This is a genomic window from Bacteroides nordii (genome assembly GCF_019930665.1).
In the GTDB taxonomy this organism is placed as follows: Bacteria; Bacteroidota; Bacteroidia; order Bacteroidales; family Bacteroidaceae; genus Bacteroides; species Bacteroides nordii.
Genome location: NZ_CP082886.1, coordinates 96618 through 116773, shown reverse-complemented (window position 1 = coordinate 116773; position 20156 = coordinate 96618). Strand labels below are relative to the sequence as shown.

The 20156-nt window shown below is 40.0% G+C and carries 12 protein-coding genes; 8 read left to right on the top strand and 4 right to left on the bottom strand.

What is annotated here, in order from left to right:
• Positions 1-25: 25 nt before the first annotated feature.
• The 5 genes from K8P02_RS00395 to K8P02_RS00375 all read left to right on the top strand — a co-directional run bounded on the left by K8P02_RS00395 (position 26) and on the right by K8P02_RS00375 (position 12726).
• Positions 26-2302, top strand: a complete 2277-nt coding sequence (locus K8P02_RS00395; protein ID WP_122200850.1) for a GH92 family glycosyl hydrolase — start codon at positions 26-28, stop codon at positions 2300-2302.
• 441 nt (positions 2303-2743) lie between these two features.
• Positions 2744-6121: a SusC/RagA family TonB-linked outer membrane protein gene (locus K8P02_RS00390; protein WP_002559278.1), complete on the top strand. Its 3378-nt coding sequence runs from the start codon at positions 2744-2746 to the stop codon at positions 6119-6121.
• Positions 6122-6141: 20 nt separating this feature from the next.
• A complete protein-coding gene (locus K8P02_RS00385; RefSeq protein ID WP_223381844.1) occupies positions 6142-7965 on the top strand; it encodes a SusD/RagB family nutrient-binding outer membrane lipoprotein in 1824 nt (607 codons plus the stop codon).
• Between the two features lie 89 nt (positions 7966-8054).
• Positions 8055-12365, top strand: a complete 4311-nt coding sequence (locus K8P02_RS00380) for an endo-beta-N-acetylglucosaminidase (RefSeq protein ID WP_025867556.1) — start codon at positions 8055-8057, stop codon at positions 12363-12365.
• A 139-nt stretch (positions 12366-12504) separates the two neighbouring features.
• Positions 12505-12726: a hypothetical protein gene (locus K8P02_RS00375; protein ID WP_025867555.1), complete on the top strand. Its 222-nt coding sequence runs from the start codon at positions 12505-12507 to the stop codon at positions 12724-12726.
• 206 nt (positions 12727-12932) lie between these two features.
• Here K8P02_RS00375 and K8P02_RS00370 read toward each other — a convergent pair whose 3' ends face one another.
• The 3 genes from K8P02_RS00370 to K8P02_RS00360 all read right to left on the bottom strand — a co-directional run bounded on the left by K8P02_RS00370 (position 12933) and on the right by K8P02_RS00360 (position 16025).
• Entirely contained in the window at positions 12933-13754 is an 822-nt protein-coding gene (locus K8P02_RS00370; protein WP_025867554.1) for a hypothetical protein, read from the bottom strand.
• Between the two features lie 23 nt (positions 13755-13777).
• Positions 13778-14545, bottom strand: a complete 768-nt coding sequence (locus tag K8P02_RS00365) for a hypothetical protein (RefSeq protein WP_025867553.1) — start codon at positions 14543-14545, stop codon at positions 13778-13780.
• Between the two features lie 61 nt (positions 14546-14606).
• On the bottom strand, positions 14607-16025 hold the full coding sequence (locus K8P02_RS00360) for an ATP-dependent DNA helicase (protein ID WP_025867552.1): 1419 nt from the start codon (positions 16023-16025) through the stop codon (positions 14607-14609).
• A 95-nt stretch (positions 16026-16120) separates the two neighbouring features.
• Here K8P02_RS00360 and K8P02_RS00355 point away from each other — a divergent pair, with 95 nt between their 5' ends.
• From K8P02_RS00355 to K8P02_RS00345, 3 genes are read left to right on the top strand one after another with little or no spacing between them, the layout of a single operon-like run.
• Entirely contained in the window at positions 16121-16807 is a 687-nt protein-coding gene (locus K8P02_RS00355) for a hypothetical protein (protein WP_002559271.1), read from the top strand.
• Positions 16770-17579: a DUF3822 family protein gene (locus tag K8P02_RS00350; protein ID WP_044158287.1), complete on the top strand. Its 810-nt coding sequence runs from the start codon at positions 16770-16772 to the stop codon at positions 17577-17579. The genes K8P02_RS00355 and K8P02_RS00350 overlap by 38 nt, the downstream gene beginning before the upstream one ends.
• Entirely contained in the window at positions 17570-18103 is a 534-nt protein-coding gene (locus K8P02_RS00345) for an RsmD family RNA methyltransferase (RefSeq protein WP_002559269.1), read from the top strand. The genes K8P02_RS00350 and K8P02_RS00345 overlap by 10 nt, the downstream gene beginning before the upstream one ends.
• Before the next feature lie 363 nt (positions 18104-18466).
• On the opposite strand, the gene cls is transcribed toward K8P02_RS00345, so the two are convergent.
• The gene (gene cls, locus K8P02_RS00340; protein ID WP_025867550.1) at positions 18467-19906 is read right to left on the bottom strand and encodes a cardiolipin synthase; all 1440 of its coding nucleotides are present in this window, start codon (positions 19904-19906) and stop codon (positions 18467-18469) included.
• Positions 19907-20156: the final 250 nt, after the last annotated feature.

Sequence of the window (20156 nt, the reverse complement as noted above, 5' to 3'; positions counted from 1 at the left end):
CATAAAACACTAAATTCATAGTATTATGAAGAGACTTATTTTATTAATCTGTGCTATAAGTAGCACACTCTTTATTCAAGCAAAAGACTGGACACAATATGTCAATCCGCTGATGGGGACTCAGTCCAGCTATGAACTGTCAACCGGGAATACTTATCCTGCCATATCCCGGCCTTGGGGAATGAACTTCTGGACTCCTCAAACCGGTAAGATGGGCAACGGATGGCAGTACGTTTATACAGCCAATAAAATTCGTGGTTTCAAACAAACTCATCAACCCAGTCCATGGATTAACGACTATGGCCAGTTTTCTATCATGCCCGTTGTTGGTAAGCCGGAGTTTGATGAAGAAAAACGTGCCAGTTGGTTTTCACATAAGGGAGAAGTAGCCCGTCCGCACTATTATAAAGTATACCTTGCCGAACATGACGTTGTTACTGAGATGACTCCAACGGAGCGTGCGGTTCTTTTCCGCTTCACCTTCCCGGAGAATGAACACTCCTATATTGTTGTAGATGCTTTCGACAAAGGTTCACACATAAAAGTATTACCTGAACAAAACAAAGTTATTGGTTATACAACCCGTAACAGTGGTGGTGTTCCTCAGAATTTCAAAAATTATTTCGTTATCGAATTCGATAAACCCTTCACATACAAGGCTACCTTTGCCAATCAATCTCTAAACGAAAATGTACTTGAACAAACGGCAGACCACACAGGAGCTGTCATTGGTTTCAAAACCCAAAAAGGAGAAATTGTGCACGCCCGTATAGCTTCTTCATTTATCAGTCCGGAGCAAGCGATGTTAAATCTGCAAGAGCTCGGTAATGACAGCTTCAATGCACTTGTGCAAAAGGGTAAAGATGCCTGGAACGAAGTCTTAGGTAAAATAGAAGTAGAAGGTGGAGATCTGGACCAATACCGCACATTCTATTCATGCCTCTACCGTTCACTTCTTTTCCCACGTAAATTCTACGAGCTGGATGCCAATGGTAATCCTGTTCATTACAGCCCATACAACGGCGAAGTACTACCGGGCTATATGTATACGGATACTGGTTTTTGGGATACATTCCGTTGCCTGTTTCCTTTTCTTAATCTGATGTATCCATCCATGAATAAAGAGATGCAGGAAGGTCTCATCAACACATATAAAGAAAGCGGTTTCTTCCCCGAATGGGCAAGTCCGGGACACAGGGGTTGCATGATTGGAAACAATTCCGCTTCGGTACTTGTAGATGCATATATGAAAGGTGTAAAGGTAGATGATGTAAAAACATTGTATGAAGGACTCATCCACGGCACCGGGAATGTTCATCCTCAAATATCGTCCACAGGCCGCCTGGGACACGAATATTATAATAAATTAGGATATGTACCCTACGATGTAAAGATCAATGAGAACACGGCCCGTACACTGGAATATGCATACAATGACTGGTGTATTTACCAGCTTGCCAAAACACTAAACCGTCCTAAGAAGGAACAAAAGCTTTTTGCACAGCGTGCCATGAACTACCGTAACGTGTTCGACAAAGAATCCAATCTGATGCGCGGACGCAATGAAGACGGTCAGTTCCAATCTCCCTTCTCACCACTGAAATGGGGAGATGCATTCACCGAAGGCAATAGTTGGCACTACTCCTGGTCTGTATTTCACGATCCGCAAGGATTAATAGACCTTATGGGAGGTGAAACATCATTTGTCAACATGCTGGATTCCGTGTTTGCCGTTCCTCCCTTGTTTGATGAAAGCTATTATGGACAAGTGATTCACGAAATACGTGAAATGACAGTTATGAATATGGGTAACTATGCACATGGCAATCAACCCATTCAGCATATGATCTATCTATATAACTATGCCGGACAACCCTGGAAAGCCCAATACTGGTTGCGCCAGGTTATGAATCGCATGTATACTCCCGGTCCTGACGGTTATTGCGGAGATGAAGACAACGGACAGACATCGGCATGGTATGTGTTCTCTGCATTAGGCTTCTATCCTGTATGTCCCGGAACAGACGAATATGTACTTGGCGCACCGTTATTCAAGAAAGCAACTCTCCATCTGGAGAATGGCAACAACCTGGTAATTGATGCCCCTGACAACAATAATGATAATATATATATAGAATCACTCCTGTTTGATGGTACTAACTATACAAAGAATTATCTGAAACATGAAGATATACTCAAAGGTGGAGTCATAAAATGCAATATGGACAGTCAACCCAATTTGCAAAGAGGTACGCAACCTGCTGATTTCCCTTACTCCTTCTCAAAAGAGAAAAAGAATTAATAACTCATCCGAACTAAAACTATCGGTCCACGTGTAATATCACAGCGATAGTTTCTATTCACTCCCTTTACTCTCAAACGTTTTATGACGCTTGCAGGTAAAGGGAGTGATTCGCATTATACCTTATTGTTGTTTCAATGCTTTGAGAATTTTGTTTCATCGTATTGAAACAACTTTCTCAACCTATTGAAACAAAATTCTCAGACGAATGAAACAGAATGAAACAATGCAAGACCAAACGTATCTCCCGTTAGGAAAAACCATATTATATAAGTTTTGACAGTCGGAGCCCCCATATCCGGACAAAAACAAAGTTTATTTAAAAAAAACACAGATTTGCAGTAAGTGTTATTTTCATCATTATTGTTTCATATATAAACGGGGATAATAATACCTCTAAGGATTAAGATATAACAATTGTATAACCATTAAATTTTTTGTATGAAAAGCAATCATTATTTTCGAAGCTCTAAATTATGCCGAGCTTTATTGATTCTTTTACTCATGGTAGTTCCGGTGCAATGGAGCATGGCTCAGTTGAACCTTAATACACCTCATACTACCTTAAAAAGCATTATTCAACAGATCCAGGCACAGTCAAAGTTCCAGTTCTTTTATGACGATAAACTGTCTGATATTTCAGTAGAACCGTTGTCATTAAAAAATGCAGCTGTAGAGGATGTTTTGAACCTGGTGCTGAAAGGAAAAAATATTAGTTTCAAAGTTGAAGATAATATCATCTATCTTTCTGAGAAAAAGGATCAGAACAACAAAGAGCAACAACAAACCGGGAAAGAAAAAAAGATCAGCGGACAGGTCGTTGACGAATCCGGTGAACCACTGATCGGGGTGAATGTACTGGTGAAAGGAACCACAAACGGAGTCATTACTGATTTTGATGGAAATTACGCATTAGTAACCAATGAAGTAAACCCCGTTATCACATTTTCCTATATTGGATATAAATCACAGGAAATCCCGTTCAAAGGACAGAACGTAATCAATCTGACTCTGCAAAGTGATACTCAGATTATTGACGAGATAGTAGTGACCGCCTTGGGCATCAAACGTGAAAAAAAGATGCTTGGGTACGCTGTTCAAGACGTAAAAGGGGATGCTCTGACATCTACCGGAGATGCTCAGGTAGCCAATGCCCTGCAAGGAAAAGTAGCCGGATTATCTATCAACTCATCTACGACAGGTCTTGGTGGCTCTGCCAAAATCACCATCCGCGGTAACTCTTCTTTAGCAGACAACAACCAGCCTCTCTGGATTGTAGATGGTGTACCTTTCACCGAAGAAAGTTATTCGGGTGCTTCAATGTATGGTGGAGTAGACCGTGGCAGCACTTCATTCGACATCAACCCTGAAGACATTGAGTCTATTTCCGTATTAAAAGGACCAAACGCAGCAGCCCTCTATGGGTCGCGTGCCGGTAATGGTGTGATCCTGGTTACAACCAAAAAAGGAACAAGGAAAGACGGATTTGGTGTCAATTATTCCGGAACTTTCACATGGACTCAGGTTGCTGATGAGTTAGAACGCCAAAAGAAATACGGACAAGGAAATAATGGTGAATATTCACCTCAATCGATATATAGCTTCGGTTCTGAACTGGACGGAAGTTTAAAGACAGCATGGAACGGTGCAGAAATACCCTATTTGAACTATGGCAGTAAAATGAAAGACTACTTCAACACCGGTTTTTCACAAAACCACAGTGTAGCCATTGGAAACATGAAAGAGGATGCACACTTCCGTACCTCCTTCGGATATTCAAATGCAGATGGTATGTTCACCGGAGAATCATTGCGCAAAATCAATATCGATCTGAATGCAGGTATGAAAATGAACAAATATCTGTCAATGGATGCCAAAGTTTCACTGTCAAACACGAAAGCAGAAAACCGTCCGACTTATGGTGCGTATGGAGAAGTTTCGCAATTACTCCTTGTACCCAATAACATACGCCTTTCTGACTTGTCACAATACTCAACCCCCGAAAAATTTCATGTGAACTGGACTCCTCCCACCACTGAATACCTGAATCCATATTACGTGAACAAACAGCGTCAGAATCAGGATGAACGCTGGCGCGCATTCGGTTTCTACAACCTGAAACTGAACTTTACAGATTGGTTGTATCTCTCTGCAAAATACGCATTTGACTATTATCGTACCCGCATTGTAGAATCGGATCTTTCCAACGGTACGAAATATAATACAATGCAGGAAATAGAAGAAGACCGCCTGACTCGCCAGGAAGAGAACCACTTTGAATCGAATGCAGAATTTCTGCTGATTGGAAACAATAAATTCGGTGAAAAGTTCCAGCTTAATTACATGGCGGGTGCCAACTTTATGTACAGTGACCAGAATATATATGGTGGTGATGTAGAAAATATGACCTACAAGAACCAATGGTACTGGAACTTTGCCAATAATATCAACAACGTAACAGAAAACGGTTGGCGCAGAGCTACCAATTCTGTATTCGGTTCTGTACAGATGGCTTACAATGAGTATGTATCTCTGGATATTACAGCCCGTAATGACTGGTCGTCAACATTGCCAAAGGATAACAATTCTTACTTCTATCCCTCATTCAATCTGGGATTTGTTGCATCCGACTTTGTCCGTACACATTGGAATAAAATGCCCGAATGGATAACTTTCGCCAAAGTACGCCTTTCAGCAGCTAAGGTAGGTAAAGACGCTCCTCCATACGCAATTTATAACCGATGGGAAGGTGGATATCTGAAAGGACAGGCCAAAAAGCCGGAATTATCATCGACCAAGGCCAACAATAATCTGAGACCTGAAACATCCTGGTCTTACGAAGCCGGGTTAGATATGAAATTCTTAAATAATCGTTTAGGATTCGACTTTACCTATTATTATACCCGAACTACTGACCAGATTATGACGATTCCGGAAGCTGCTCCCTGGAAGCTCCGCTGGATCAATTCCGGATTAATCGTCAATAAAGGTGTCGAAGCCATGATCTATGCGACTCCTGTACAAACAAAAGATTTCACATTCAATCTGAACGTAAATCTTTCTCACAACACATCGACTGTAAAGGAACTGAATGAAAAGAAAAAGCATATCTATTTTGAAGGCGATCAATTCATGCCTGTATACGTAGGTGCAGTAGAAGGAGGCAAATTAGGCGATATCTATGCCAAGCGAATGTATAAAAGAGACGAAAATGGTCAGATAATAATGAAGAACGGAGTACCTGTATTTACAACAGATGAGCAGTACAGCCTCGACCATCCGATTGGTAACATACAGCCGGACTTACTAATGTCTGTAACTCCCAGCTTCACTTATAAAGGCTTCACCCTGTCGGCTTTATTCGACATGAAATTCGGAGGAGATGTGGTTTCCGTATCCGAAGCAATCGCTACCAGCCATGGTATTTCCAAACGTACGGAACAAAGAGGCGAACTACTATTGCCGGGAATGAATGAAGATGGTACAGTCAACACACAAAGAATCGATGCCCAACTATTTTATCAGGCAGTAGGCGGACGCCAGCAGGCCGTTGCAGAAGAATTTGTTTATAATGCATCTTTCATTCGTCTGAAAGAAATTTCGTTCGGATACTCTTTCCCAAGCCTGCTTTTAAGAAAAACGCCTGTTTCCAGTCTGAGAGTATCATTCGTTGGACGAAATCTGGCATATCTGATGAAACATACCCCCGGAACAAGCCCGGAAGGTGGATATGACACAAGTATGTTCTCACAGGCACTTGATTTCTCGTCACTGCCCTACTCACGTACTTTTGGTTTCAGTATCAATGTTGGTTTCTAAAATTCTAAAAACAAATAGTTATGTTACAATATAAATCCAATTTAAAGAAGTTACTCATCGCTTCTATACTTTTCCCGGCATTAACAGGTTGTCACGACTTCTCTGACTTAAATCAGGATCTGTACAATCCTCCTTACGTGGAAGGACAAGAACAGCCAGACCCGGATCCCGAACCAGAACCGGAGGGAAAATATGCAGACTTAAATATTAACTATAAAATATCAGACGAAGATATCCAGCAGTTAAAAGAAGGACAGGCCAATGCAGGAACAATTTTCAGTTCATTGACCTATGAAGGCTGTTACAACGACTATCAGATCACAACCAACCTGACACATGATATGTACAGCGGATACATAGCCAACAATAATCCTAACTTCAGGTTCAACTCACCGAACTATGCTTATACAGATGGCTGGTCGGCAAAACGCTGGGATCATTTTTATGCGGACAGAACCGTACGTGAATACTCTCATCTACTGAAAACTTTTAAATTCGTAGACTACGAAAAATATAAAAATGCATTTTATATTACACGTATATACTGGGCATTTCTGGCATCTATGCAAACTGATACCTATGGAGATATTCCTTTGTCGGCCTATGTACAGGCCAAAGTGGTAGAGGGAGATGTCCCCTATGATACTCAGGAAAAAGCATACGATATTATATTCCGTTTATTGGAACAGGCAGTAGACAGTATTGTACCCAATGCGTGTGTATTCAAATTCAACCCAGCCGACGATAAATGTTATAGCGGGGACGAAGAAAAATGGCTACGTTTTGCCAATACCCTACGTTTACGCCTGGCACTCCGTATCTCTAACGTAGATCCCGAAAGAGCCCGTCAGGAAGGAGAAGCTGCCATGAGCAACTCATGGGGATTGATGCAAAGTGATGCCGACAATATGCGCACTGTTCCACGCCATGCACCGGTTGAACAAGGAGGAATCAATGACGGTGGTCAGGAGAATGTTCTGGCAATGTGCAGTTTTGCATACAATGGAGACTGTGTTTTGGCTAAAGATCTGGAACTGGGATACAAAGAACAAAGTTCCGGAGGTACCAAATATGTTATCATTGATATGGCAACCGGTCCGCAGGAAAAGGTAATAGATCCACGTTGTGCAATATCATGGTGGAGACCAACACCCCTGGATGAACTGAAGAACAATATGGAACGGCCTTTTGATGACTTCACAGGATGTGAAATCGGAAGCTATAATATCAGCCATACAGAAACCGTAGCAAAATACAGTGTTACCCGTACAGATATAAAGAACTCAAAAGTACTTGATCCTCTGAAATGGTTCAGTTATGCACGTGAATCAGTGTGGTTGAGCTATGCCGAACAACAATTCCTGTTGGCAGAAGCCTCCCTGAGAAACTGGTCGGGTGCCAGCAAATCACCTCAACAGTATTTTGAAGACGGGATACGGGCATCTATGAATTATTACAAAATATCATCTGCCGATACAGAAAGTTATATTAATGGTCTTAAAATTTACGGAAGTGATGTAGAGAACCCATTTATGACCAACAACAAAGAAGGTATGTTGGAGCAGATTATCACTCAAAAATGGTTAACTGTTTTCCCTAATGGAAATGAAGGATGGGCAGAATTTCGCAGAACAGACTACCCACGTCTTAGAAACATTCTGAACAACAACTCCGAAGATGTACCTACTGGGAAGTTTATAAAGAGAGTGCTATATCCATATAGTGAAAAAGACAACCCCAATAAGCCGGAAAGTAAAAATAAGCAATCGACACGAGTATGGTGGGATATTGCCGATACTAACAACGACAGAGGAGAAAGAATGACTCCCAATAACTTTCGCTAATAAATAAAAAAGTCCTGCTTTGCTATTAGGTAAGGCAAAGCAGGAAACAAATAATCAATACCTATTATTAATTTCTTAATTTAAGTATTATGAGCACCAAAAGATTACTCTCTGCATTAATCATGCTATTTGCAGTATTTTGTGTAGCCGTGGCACAACAACCGTATGGTGGATGTTGGCACCCGGATAATATTAAAGACTGGTCACCGGAAAAAGATCCGGATGCCAAGTTCAACCGCAGCACAGTACCTTTGCAACCACGATTCCTGGATACCTCCATCAAAGCAAATGCCAACCAGCATGCAGAAGGAAAAGTTGCAGCTTGTCTGACAATGAATCCGATGTGTAGCCAGACTCCGTCACAGGGAGCCGATAACTTCATCGGTTATAACCCAACTTATTGGCAATACATGGACCTGCTTATCTGGTGGGGTGGTTCTGCAGGTGAAGGTATCATTATTCCTCCATCAGCACCAGTCACCGATATTGCTCACCTAAACGGTGTCAAAGTATTGGGACAGTTATTCTTCCCTCCCGGAGCATTCGGAGGACAAGTTGAATGGGTGAAACAAATGTTAACTAACGAAGGTGGCACATATCCATACGCTAAGAAGATGTATGAAATTGCAGCTTACTATGGTTTCGATGGTTGGTTTATCAATGAAGAAACCGGCGGCGGTAGTTCTTCCGAGTGGACTGCATGGGTTGATTACTTCAATCAATGTGCCCAGGAAGGCGGTCATCCGGAAATGGAAATTCAATGGTATGACTGTGGAACTACAATCGGAGGCTATGGAGATATGATGAAATTACATAATACATCTTATTTCTTGAATTACGGTAGTCCTTCAAGCAGCAACATATCTTCACAGATGGCAGCCATGGAAGGATTAGGTTTCTCTAAAGAAGAATGTTTCAGTAAACTGTATTTCGGTATTGAAGTTGCACAAGGTGGTATGAACGGAAATGCCAGCTATTTTAAAAATCTTTTCCCAGCAGATAAGCATAACGGTTCCATAGACCTTTTCAATCCGGAAGAACCTATCTGGAAAGAAGTCGTAAAAGATTATTTAGGGACAGCAGATGCTTGCGGTACAAAAGCATATACAGCTATGGATAAAGTATTCAGCAATGAATCTCGCTACTGGACCAATGAGCAACACGACCCCTCCAATACAGCCGCACGTGATGGTGGTTACTTCCCAGGATTTGCAAATGCACTTATCGAACGTTCTACTATTCAGAATTTACCGTTCATAACTTCATTTAGTGCCGGTTTAGGAAAACACCGCTTCGTTAACGGAGAGAAAAAGGGAACACAAGACTGGTACCATCGGGGTATGCAGGATATCATGCCAACATGGAGATGGTGGGTAGACGTAGCAGCAGATCGTAAAAGCGACCTTGCTTTCTCATTGAACTGGGACGATGCCTACAATATGGGAACAAGTATCAACGTTAAAGGTACATTAGCTGCCAATGTTGATTACCTGACTCGCCTGTATAAAACAAAATTATCAATATCCAATGGCGATAAATTGCAGCTCGTATTCAAAGGCGCAACGGCCTCAACGATACAAGTAAAACTTGGGGTTGCAGAAAACAACAACGAATTTACTACATTCAACTTAGGATCAACCACAACATCCAACGGTTGGAATGTGGCTACAGTAGACCTTTCGTCACTGGCAGGAAAGACTGTTTCAGTTATCGCATTGAACTTTAAATCTGCTACCCAACAAGCTTACGAACTGACATTAGGACAATTAGGTATCTTGCCAGCAAACTATGCACCGGCTTCAACCCAAATATCCAATCTTACTATATTGAATGAACTGACACAAGATGGTGGTGACATTCGTGCCGTATGGGATGCCTCAACTTCTAAAGATGTACACCATTACAATGTATACATGACTCGTAACGGAGAGAAGAAGTTGGTTGGTCAAACTCGTAACGAAGGATTCTATATTTCTAAGTTTGCACGCACTTCCATCGAAGAAAAAAGTGTTACAGTAGCAGTAACAGCTGTAACGAATGATCTCAAAGAAGGCAATGAAATAACTACAATTGTCGAGTATCCTGCTCTGGATAAGCCGGTAGTAAGCCTGAAGGCAAGCAAAACATTGCTAAACGCGGGCGAAGAGATTACGATTACAGCCAATGCTACTAATTTCCCGGAATCTTATCAATGGACTATTCCTGAAAATGCAGAAAAAGTATCTCAGGAAGATAATACGCTTACACTGAAATTTAATAAAGAAGGTGTATACAACATCACTGTAGCAGTCAGCAACAGTGAAGGAACAACCGAGAAAACGGTTCAGAATCTGATAGAAGTATCAGATGCCAAAGCGGGGGCACTAAGTATCATTTCGGTTGGTAAGACCATTCATTCTGCCAGCGGTTCTCTTCCTCCGGAAGATCCCGAAAACCTGATTGACGGAGTAGAAGTTCCAGGTAGTACCAGAGATAAATGGTGTATTGGTGGTAAGAAAGAACATTGGGTAATTATCGATCTTGAAAAGTCCTACCAGATCTACCGTTTCCGTGTATTCGACTGTGGACATAAAGAAAACTATTCAGATAACTTCAAGAACTTCAAGATTTGGGTAAGTAATGATGCAGAAACATGGACCGAACCGGTAGTAGACGAAAAGGGACGTCCTGAAAACACTAAAGACGATTATATTGCACCAATAGTAGGACGTTATGTGAAATTCATGCCTTATGATGAGGATGCCCCTATCACAATACGTATATGGGAATTCGAAGTATTCGGTCTTGAAGGTGGCCCGCTCTTCTCTTTGCCGGCAGATAAGACAATGGATATCAATGCCACTGAAGATATAGAGATAAAATATGATTTGAACGGAGACGAAGAAGCAAATAACTTTGGCGTAAAAGTATCCTCAGACAACGAAGATATTGCAGCTATAAGCGACTTCAATGTAAACAAAGCAACTCAGACAGTAACCTTTAAACTTACTGCCAAGAAAATGGGTGCAGCAAACATCTCTGTAAAAATGACCAATGGTGAATGGGAAAATGAAAAGAAATGTAAAGTTGAAGTAGAAGATCCGGCATATACCAATGTATTATCCGGAAAAACAGCTTCAGCCTCATACTGGTATTACGGTTCAACCTGGCAAAGTGCAGATACACAAGTGCTAACTGATAATGATCTTTCAACAACATGGGATGCTTTATGTTACACAAGTGGCGAGAATGTAATTATCACGTTTGACTGTGGTGAAATATACAATTTCGCAAAAGTAGCCTTCAAAGCACAACAAATAGCATTAGACATAAAAGTATATATTGGCATCAAGAACTCGGATGATTCTTATGAATTAGCTGCAAACTACACTCCTACCAGTGAAGTTTCAAGTGTAATGACAAACGATATGTTCGGAAGATATCTGAAATTGGTTGTAACCGCACCAGCATATGCTTATTTCAAAGTAGCAGAAATAGAAGCTTATGGTAAATTGTATGAAGGTGAATTACCGGAAGAACCTATCTTTGCATCGATCAACATCAGTTCCGGTTTCAATGTAGACGTAGTGGCAGAAGCAACTCCTGTATCCGGTCTGTTCAGCGATGGGCTCGATGATCAGGGATGGATTCTCTACGGAGCAAACATACAGTCCGAAGGCTCATTACCTGCCAATGGTGCTGTTACATCTAAAAATGGTATTGAATACCAATTGGCAGATTATACACAAAATAATGCAGCACTCATGAAAGAAGCAAACAGTGCAACATTAGAATTTGAAACGGAACAAAGAGCCAATAGTCTTTACTTCTTGGGCATTAGTGCCAATGGTACATCTACAGTATCAGTGACAGCTAATTACACAGACGGTACATCGGCATCAGCAGGTAATATTACTATCGGTGACTGGTTCGGAAGTAATGAATCTACAGTAGGTGTTTATGGTTTGGGACGCGTTGGTACAGGTATTACCTCAGAAGCTGTTGCCGACCAAATTGACGCTCGCTATCAGTTCCGTCTATTCGAATGTCCGGTTCAGGTAGATCCTACCAAGAAAGTTCAATCAGTTACATTGAATAAAGTAAGCGGAGGATATCCTGCTATTTTCGCTGTTGCTAAAAAGGAAATACCGGTAGGTACAGGTATTGAAAACAATATTGAATCAGGCAAAAGCAGTTTGAACATTTATCCGAGTCCTGTACGTAATGGAGAAACTTTATATGTTGAATCTGCTGATGCAAGATTAATTCAATTAGTAACCATGCAAGGTGCAGTACTGTTGCAAACGCAAGCTACAGAAAATGTAACAGAACTCCCGATAAACGGAATTGCACAGGGTATTTACCTATTGATAGTAACTGGTAATGATGGTAGCCAAACAGCTAAAGTGGTTGTCAAATAATCTTAATTGATTCTTTTTAAAAAACCATTTTTAGTAAAGAGACTGTTTCAAACGTTGAAACAGTCTCTTTTGATTTCTCCTTGCTACTTTATTATTTTATTCTTATTTTTGATAACTCAAACATAATATATCATTCACTATGAAAATACTTTATGTCATTGTATCTGTCACATGTTTTATTTTTAGCGCATGCATACCCTCTTACTCTTCTGGCGTTTCTTCGCCGGATGGAAAAATCAAATTATCGTTCAGTCTGACTAATGACAAACAAATGACCTATCAGGTTACTGTTAATGACACTCTGGAAATTATCATGGCTAAAGGAGGAGGACAGACCATAACATTTATACCTGCTTCATAAATTCAACCTGTAAAATAAGTAGTATTTCAAATTTAGTTCATACTATGTGACAGCGTTTTATTGAAACGCAAATGATCACAGATTTTCGCAGATTAAATGGCTGCGCTATACTTGAGAGATGATATGCTTTGCGTGGATCTGCGATAATCTGCGTTTCAATAATAGTATCATATAATTTTGAACGATTACTTATAAAAAAAATTCTCTTATAAGTCTTCGAGATATATTTTATATCCCCTATACACTCTGGTACCTACCGGACATTCTACAGTACATTGAGATGTCACATCTTCATACAATTGCAGAACATTCGTATTATTACTACGTGTTTTCGGTTCTTCCCTTATAGATGTCGTAAATTGATATTCCTTATCATCAAATATAAAAGAGAACCCCATTTTTTCTTTGTCATTCACCATTATCAATTTCCAGCTATAGCTACCTATAACAGGAGTTTCTTTAAAATTTTCATGATAAACACGAAGTATCCCCTCATCCTTCCATGTTTCAGATTTACCGGACACCAGTTCAAAACCACCATTAATTGCAACCGGAAAAGTCTCCTTCATTCCATCGGCTATTTCAGCTTTTTTTTCATCCGTCACCTCTCCATTGACAATGATTCCTTGAGCATTCACTACCATTCTTTTTCCATACTCTCTGACTTTCACTTTTAATGCGGCAGTCTTACCATCGCCATCAGAAATGATTATCGTTGTTTCACCCAATGCTTTAGGAGTAATCTGCAATCTCTTGTACTTCTCAGAAACAGTCATTACAACAGCAACCACTGCTTCATCTGTATTACCGATTATTGAATAATCTCCATTTCCACCATCAATACCAATATTTTCACCCTCAGGTTTTATTGGATAAAGACTCACAGAAGAGATCAAATTAACACATGTCCCAGTCTGGTATATAGGAGCATCACCTGTAAAAAAAACAATATCACGTTTATCATCACTACACGAAGCCATACTCAAGCCCAATATAGCCAACAATAGAAAAGTATAAATGTGTCTCATCTTGATTTAAATAATTAATTGAGTTAGTCATTAACAGCTAAACGTACTTTCTGGGCACGTTGTACTAATTTTATAGTAGGATAATCTGCTCTATACCGGTCGGTTACATCTTCCACCAAATAAAATGGGATCCGGTATTCTGTGCGGGTGACCTCTTGAAATCCGGTTTCACTATACATTACCATATAATGAATGTTTTTCCCATCAAAAGTCAAATCATAATATTCATGATCACACACAAAAGTACCTTCTTCCATCTTTCCATCCGGTGTACAGACTGTCAGTTTTCCTTTTTTCTTTTCTGAATAAGTTAAACGATAATAACCACCCTTTCTCAGAAAAACATCATCATAAAGATGCTCGACAATAAGCAAACTATCTTCCTTACTCACTCCTTCTATATGATTCAACTCTCCACTCCATACATCCAATGTACGTACCGAAGTTCCTACAGTGACGGGAATATATATTTTATCACCTGTCTCACTGGATACAGTCACAACCGCCTTCCCTTGTTTCAAAGGATATACTGATAAATAAGAGTAAGATGCGCCTTCCGGAATTACCTTTTCTGCCTTAACAACAGCCTCATCACTGGAAACTACTGTCCAATCGCCACCGTCCTTTACTTCTAAAGCCTCAAGACTAAGAATTCCCAAATCCAGACTTGTACAAGGTTGATAACCGGAAATCACTTGTCCGCCCAATGGCCGAAGAACCTGAAACTCCTCATCATCCTGACAAGAGACCAAAAGGAGGGAACAGAGAAAGAATAATAGTTTTGTCTTCATAAACGTTATAGTCTTAGTTATTTACAAACAAAAGTAATTGTTTCGTCTGTAAATCATACAATCAAACAATTTGTTCTTTCGGATAATTAACTAAATACAACGTTTGGGTCGCACGCGTAAAAGCAGTGTAAAGCCAACGAAAATAATCAGGTGTCAAATACTCATCCGTCATATACCCCTGATCTAAAAACACATTCTGCCATTGGCCACCCTGCGCTTTATGACAAGTAATTGCATAAGCATACTTCACCTGCAGAGCATTATAATATGGGTCCATCTTCATTTTCTTCATACGGTCACGTTTGACAGGAATATCCGCATAATCTTCAAGAACACTGTAGAATAAACGATCATTCTCTGTTTTCGGCAAAGCCGGAGCATCTGAATGAAGGGTATCCAACAACAAGTTTGCTTCCAACTCAAAATCTTCATGGTCCGGAAAGGTCAGCACGACTTCTGCAAAACGAAAATCATACAATTCGCGCGTACGGCGTACACGACGAACGACGGCTATCTCTCCATTCGCTATAAAATCCATTTCCTTACTTTTTTCCGTCCAATAATAATTATTCCTGGCTATCATAAGCATATCACCGGTATTCAACTCATCTTCCCGATACAATATCTGTGCCCTTATACCTTTATTATATATATTAGCCCGTTTATTGGAACGGCAAACGACAATTGTTTCATCCATACCGTCCCGTTCATAACAAGCAGTAAGCGTATCGATCAGCTCTCCTCCCGGGACCATCCTTATATCAGTAAAACCCAAAATCCTGATTTTGGGAAGAGAATTACATTCATCCTTCGCTATCAATTCACGAAGACGGGTGGCATTCCATAAAATACCGGAATCCTGTACCTGTCTCACTACTTGTGTCAAGTCTACCTCCCGTACTTCAAGGCCGTATCCTTTCAATGCATTTGTGAAAAGTGCCGGACTTTGTTCTTCTCCTACAGGAGGAAGCTGGGCCGTATCTCCCATCAATAACAAACGACAACCTGTACCGGAATAAACAAACTGTATCAGATCATCCAGCAAACGTCCTGTACCAAACATAGCTCCTGACAATCCTTCATTAGAAATCATGGAGGCTTCATCTACTATAAATAAAGTATGTGTAGCAAGATTGTCATTCACAGAGAAATTACTTATTTCATTCGAAAAAGACTGTTGCCTGTATATCTTTTTATGAATTGTAAACGCCGGATGTCCGGCATAAGCAGAAAATACTTTGGCAGCTCGGCCCGTAGGAGCTAATAGAACAGATTTCTGCTGTAACTTATCCATCGTTTTCACCAATGCTCCCACTAATGAAGTTTTACCGGTTCCTGCATACCCACGAAGTACAAACACGGCATCATTGGTCTGAGAAAGCAGAAACTCTGAAAGAGATTTTACAGCTATTTCTTGTTCAAAAGTTGGTTGATAAGGAAAATTTTCCTTAATTTGCCTTTCTAAATAGTTATTTATCATTTTTGTACGAGAAAAAAGTTCCCGGAACTATAGAATTTAGATTTATTTATTTTAATTTTGCGATGCGAATATAACAACTAAAAAACATATTTATCATGAAAACTGTATTTAATATCGTATTAGGTCTGTGTGCGCTTGCTTTGATCTATATTTGCTATTCGAGCATCATGGGGCCTATCAACTTTGAAAATGCTAAAAAGCAAAGAGATCAGGCTGTTATTGCACGCTTGATCGACATCCGTAAAGCACAGATGGAATTTCGTAATCTAAACAAAGGTCAGTATACTGCCAGCTTTGATACTTTGATTGACTTTGTAAAGAATAAGAAACTTCCTTTCCTTTATAAAGTTGGTGAGTTGACAGATAAGCAGTTAGACGATGGTATGACAGAGAAAAAAGCAATGGCTATCATCAACAAAGCTAAAAAGACAGGTAATTACAGCGAGGTTGAGAAAATGGGGCTTACAAATTTTAAGCGTGACACAATGTGGGTAGCCGTATTGGATACAATCTATCCGAGAGGTTTCAATGCTGATTCTATGAGATACATTCCTTTTGGAAATGGCGCTCAGTTTGAAATGGCTATTAAAAATGACACAGCAAAATCAGGTGCTCCGATCTTTATGTTTGAAGTAAAGGCTCCATACGATACTTATCTGAATGGTCTTGACAAACAAGAAATTGCTAACCTGAAAGACCTTCAAACTAAGTTAGGTAAATACTGTGGTTTAATGGTAGGTTCTATTGAAAGTCCTAATAACGGTGCCGGAAACTGGGAATAATAAAATAGACTATAGTAAATCGGAACAATATACATTATCCATCCGTCTGAGTACGGATGGATTTTCTTTTTCTATCTATAATCCGATTTACGAAAGTTCACTCTCTTTTTTTGAAAAAGAGATCAATCCTTCATTGTCTCTCACGGCAAATCTAAAACAAGTATTTCGCGAGACGGAGTTATTAACTCTACCCTACAAACGGATCAATATCCTGATGGCGAGCAATCGCTTCACTCCTGTTCCTTCAGAGCTCTTCGACGACGAACAAACAGAAACACTGTTTTATCACAATCATCCTAAAAAAGAAAATGAAACAGTGCTCTATAATGTTTTACCAAGAAATAATGTAACAATTATTTTTGGAATGGATAAAAGTGCTTATTCTTTTCTCAAAGAGCAATATCCCGAAGCACGATTTTATTCACAAGCCAGTCCATTGAGTGAGTACTTTTCAACCAAAAGCCGGTTGGGTAATAGCAAAAAAATGTATGTATCCTTACGTAAAGATGCTATTGATTTGTTTTGCTATGAACGGGGACATCTGTTGCTGGTCAACTCCTTTGAGTGTAAACGTACTTCCGATCGCATTTATTATTTACTTTATGCCTGGAAACAACTGGATTTTAATCAAGAACGGGATGAACTTCATCTTACCGGTATCCTGGCAGATAAAGAAATACTAATAAAAGAATTACGAAAATACATTCTTCAGACATTCATAATGAGTCCTGAAACTAATATTGATATGCAAGCCCTATTAACATGCGAGTAATCAGCGGAATATATAAAAGAAGAAGATTTGACGTACCACGTACGTTCAAAGCACGTCCTACAACAGACTTTGCTAAAGAGAATTTATTCAACGTACTATCCAACTACATTGACTTTGAAGAAGGAATAACTGCTCTTGACTTGTTTGCCGGAACAGGCAGTATCAGCATAGAATTAGTATCACGGGGATGCGACCGGGTGATCAGTATAGAAAAGGATCGTGATCATCATTCCTTTATCTGCAAAATAATGCAAGAAGTACAGACAGATAAGTGTATCCCCATTCGTGGTGACGTATTTAAATTCATTAACGGAGGACGAGAACAGTTTGATTTTATCTTTGCCGATCCCCCTTATGATTTGAAAGAGCTGGAAACCATACCCGAATTGATATTCAAGAATAATCTTCTGAAAGAAGGAGGGTTATTTGTATTGGAACATGGTAAACAGAATAACTTTGAGGATAATCCGCATTTTATAGAAAGAAGAGTATACGGAAGCGTAAACTTCTCTTTTTTCAGATAAAAGCAAAATAAAGTTTTAAGGCGGTAAGGTTATACGGTAAAAAGAAGGTTTGGATAACAAATGCATAGTTGTCAAAAAAGTAATTACACGTTTTTTCAAAGAATAGATACAAGATTAAGACAGGCATGTTCAATATGATATAGCATCCTGATTTACAGCGAATACAAGTCTATACTTTAATGATCGGTAAGACTGTACACTTATCCGAGTGTTAATTGTACACTTTTGTCACACAAGAGTGTACAATCTTGACATACAAAAGTGTACAATCTTGCAAAACAGCCCTCAAAGGTAAAAAAATCAATTAACAATATTAACAAACGATACATGTCGGATGAGCTTACAAAGATTAGACAGTGTATATTAAAGTAAAGGGGCAAGCAATCGTACTACTGACTCTAATGCTTTTTGAGGCCAGGGACGTTTCACCCAGTTTTTAAGGAATACCTGAGTACTTTCTCTTTGGTCAGTCATGAATATCTCCTTCATCTGTAAAGCAGTCTCCATATCATACATAAAAGCATTTACCTCAAAGTTATGTTCAAAACTACGAAAATCCAGATTGGTAGACCCAACCGTAGACAGCATATCATCTGACACCATCAATTTGGAATGTAAAAAGCCTTTCTTATAGAAGTAGACTTTTACTCCCGCCTGAAGCACATCTGCCAAATAAGAACGAGATCCTAAATGGGTAATCCGGTTATCGGCATGCTCAGGTAACATCAAGCGGACATCGACTCCGGCCAATGCAGCTGTTTGCATAGCTGCCAATATCTGCTCGGTAGGCAGAAAATAAGGAGTCTGCATATAGAAATACCTCTTTGCACCCGAAATGGCCATCGTCAATCCTTGCATGATCTCCTTCCAAGGACCCACAGGCTCGCTCGTCACAATCTGTACCAATGAGTCACCATATGAATCTATTTTCGGGAAATACCGGGAGGCGGTAATAAGCGTACGATCCACAAAATACCAATCGAGCAAAAAAGCACTTTGTAAGCCATGCACAGCTTTTCCCTGAAGCATTATGTGAGTATCCCGCCAGGTTCCCCAGGAAAATCCCCGCATATAACGTTCGGCCAAATTCATACCTCCAACAAAACCAACCACACCATCAATGACTACTATTTTCCGATGATTCCGATAGTTTACCCTACTCGTAAATAATGGGAACCGTACTTTTAAGAAACTACGCACTTCGATACCGGCCTCTCTCATCACTTCAAAAAAAGTATTCGGTACATGCCAGCACCCCACATCATCATATATCACCCGTACTTCCACTCCAGCACGTGCCTTTTCTATCAGTACATCTCTCACCAAGCGCCCGATTGAATCATCTTCAAAGATATAATACTCCATATGAATGTGCCGCTGAGCCTTCTGTAACTCGCGCAACAGGGCTTGGAGTTTAGAATATCCGCCGGTAAACACTTCCACCCGATTTCCTTCAAAAGGAAGAGCCTGATTGGTATGTTGAAACAGTTTAATAAGACGATCATACTCTCCTGGTAATATAGAGGGATCTTGTGCCAGATATTCTGCCATCGGCTTTTTCAGAAGTCGCCCATAACTTTTCTTCCCGATGATACGTTCCCGGCGCTGACTGCGTCCGAAGAAGAAATAAAAAACCAGACCTACGATAGGAAGGAACATCAAAACCAATATCCAGGCCATAGTCTTTACCGGGTTACGATTGTCGAGTATCACAACAATAATCGTACCGATAATGGCTCCGAAATAGACGATATCGAAAGCCACTGTTGCTATTTGGCTGAATATAAGATTCCAATCAATCATAGTAGCAAATGTAGAGAAAAGGATTGGTATATCAAAGTATATGATTCATTAGATTAAATTCAACTAAGACTTCGGGGATGGAAGTTATAATCTAACCGATAGAAGGTCGTAAAGGAACGATGTACGAGATGTGCATGTCGTACTGTATGAGATGCACATGTCGAGCAGCTCCACATGTGCATCTGGTACTGCACGAGATGTGCATGTCGTGCAATACTCCTCACTGAGGAAGGGAGGATATCTTGAAAAG

What these genes read in the sequence shown, in the direction of transcription:
- K8P02_RS00395 (WP_122200850.1), top strand. Translation starts at nt 26, where the DNA reads ATGAAGAGACTTATTTTATTAATCTGTGCTATAAGTAGCACACTCTTT.
- K8P02_RS00390 (WP_002559278.1), top strand. Translation starts at nt 2,744, where the DNA reads ATGAAAAGCAATCATTATTTTCGAAGCTCTAAATTATGCCGAGCTTTA.
- K8P02_RS00385 (WP_223381844.1), top strand. Translation starts at nt 6,142, where the DNA reads ATGTTACAATATAAATCCAATTTAAAGAAGTTACTCATCGCTTCTATA.
- K8P02_RS00380 (WP_025867556.1), top strand. Translation starts at nt 8,055, where the DNA reads ATGAGCACCAAAAGATTACTCTCTGCATTAATCATGCTATTTGCAGTA.
- K8P02_RS00375 (WP_025867555.1), top strand. Translation starts at nt 12,505, where the DNA reads ATGAAAATACTTTATGTCATTGTATCTGTCACATGTTTTATTTTTAGC.
- K8P02_RS00370 (WP_025867554.1), bottom strand. Translation starts at nt 13,754, where the DNA reads ATGAGACACATTTATACTTTTCTATTGTTGGCTATATTGGGCTTGAGT.
- K8P02_RS00365 (WP_025867553.1), bottom strand. Translation starts at nt 14,545, where the DNA reads ATGAAGACAAAACTATTATTCTTTCTCTGTTCCCTCCTTTTGGTCTCT.
- K8P02_RS00360 (WP_025867552.1), bottom strand. Translation starts at nt 16,025, where the DNA reads ATGATAAATAACTATTTAGAAAGGCAAATTAAGGAAAATTTTCCTTAT.
- K8P02_RS00355 (WP_002559271.1), top strand. Translation starts at nt 16,121, where the DNA reads ATGAAAACTGTATTTAATATCGTATTAGGTCTGTGTGCGCTTGCTTTG.
- K8P02_RS00345 (WP_002559269.1), top strand. Translation starts at nt 17,570, where the DNA reads ATGCGAGTAATCAGCGGAATATATAAAAGAAGAAGATTTGACGTACCA.
- cls (WP_025867550.1), bottom strand. Translation starts at nt 19,906, where the DNA reads ATGATTGATTGGAATCTTATATTCAGCCAAATAGCAACAGTGGCTTTC.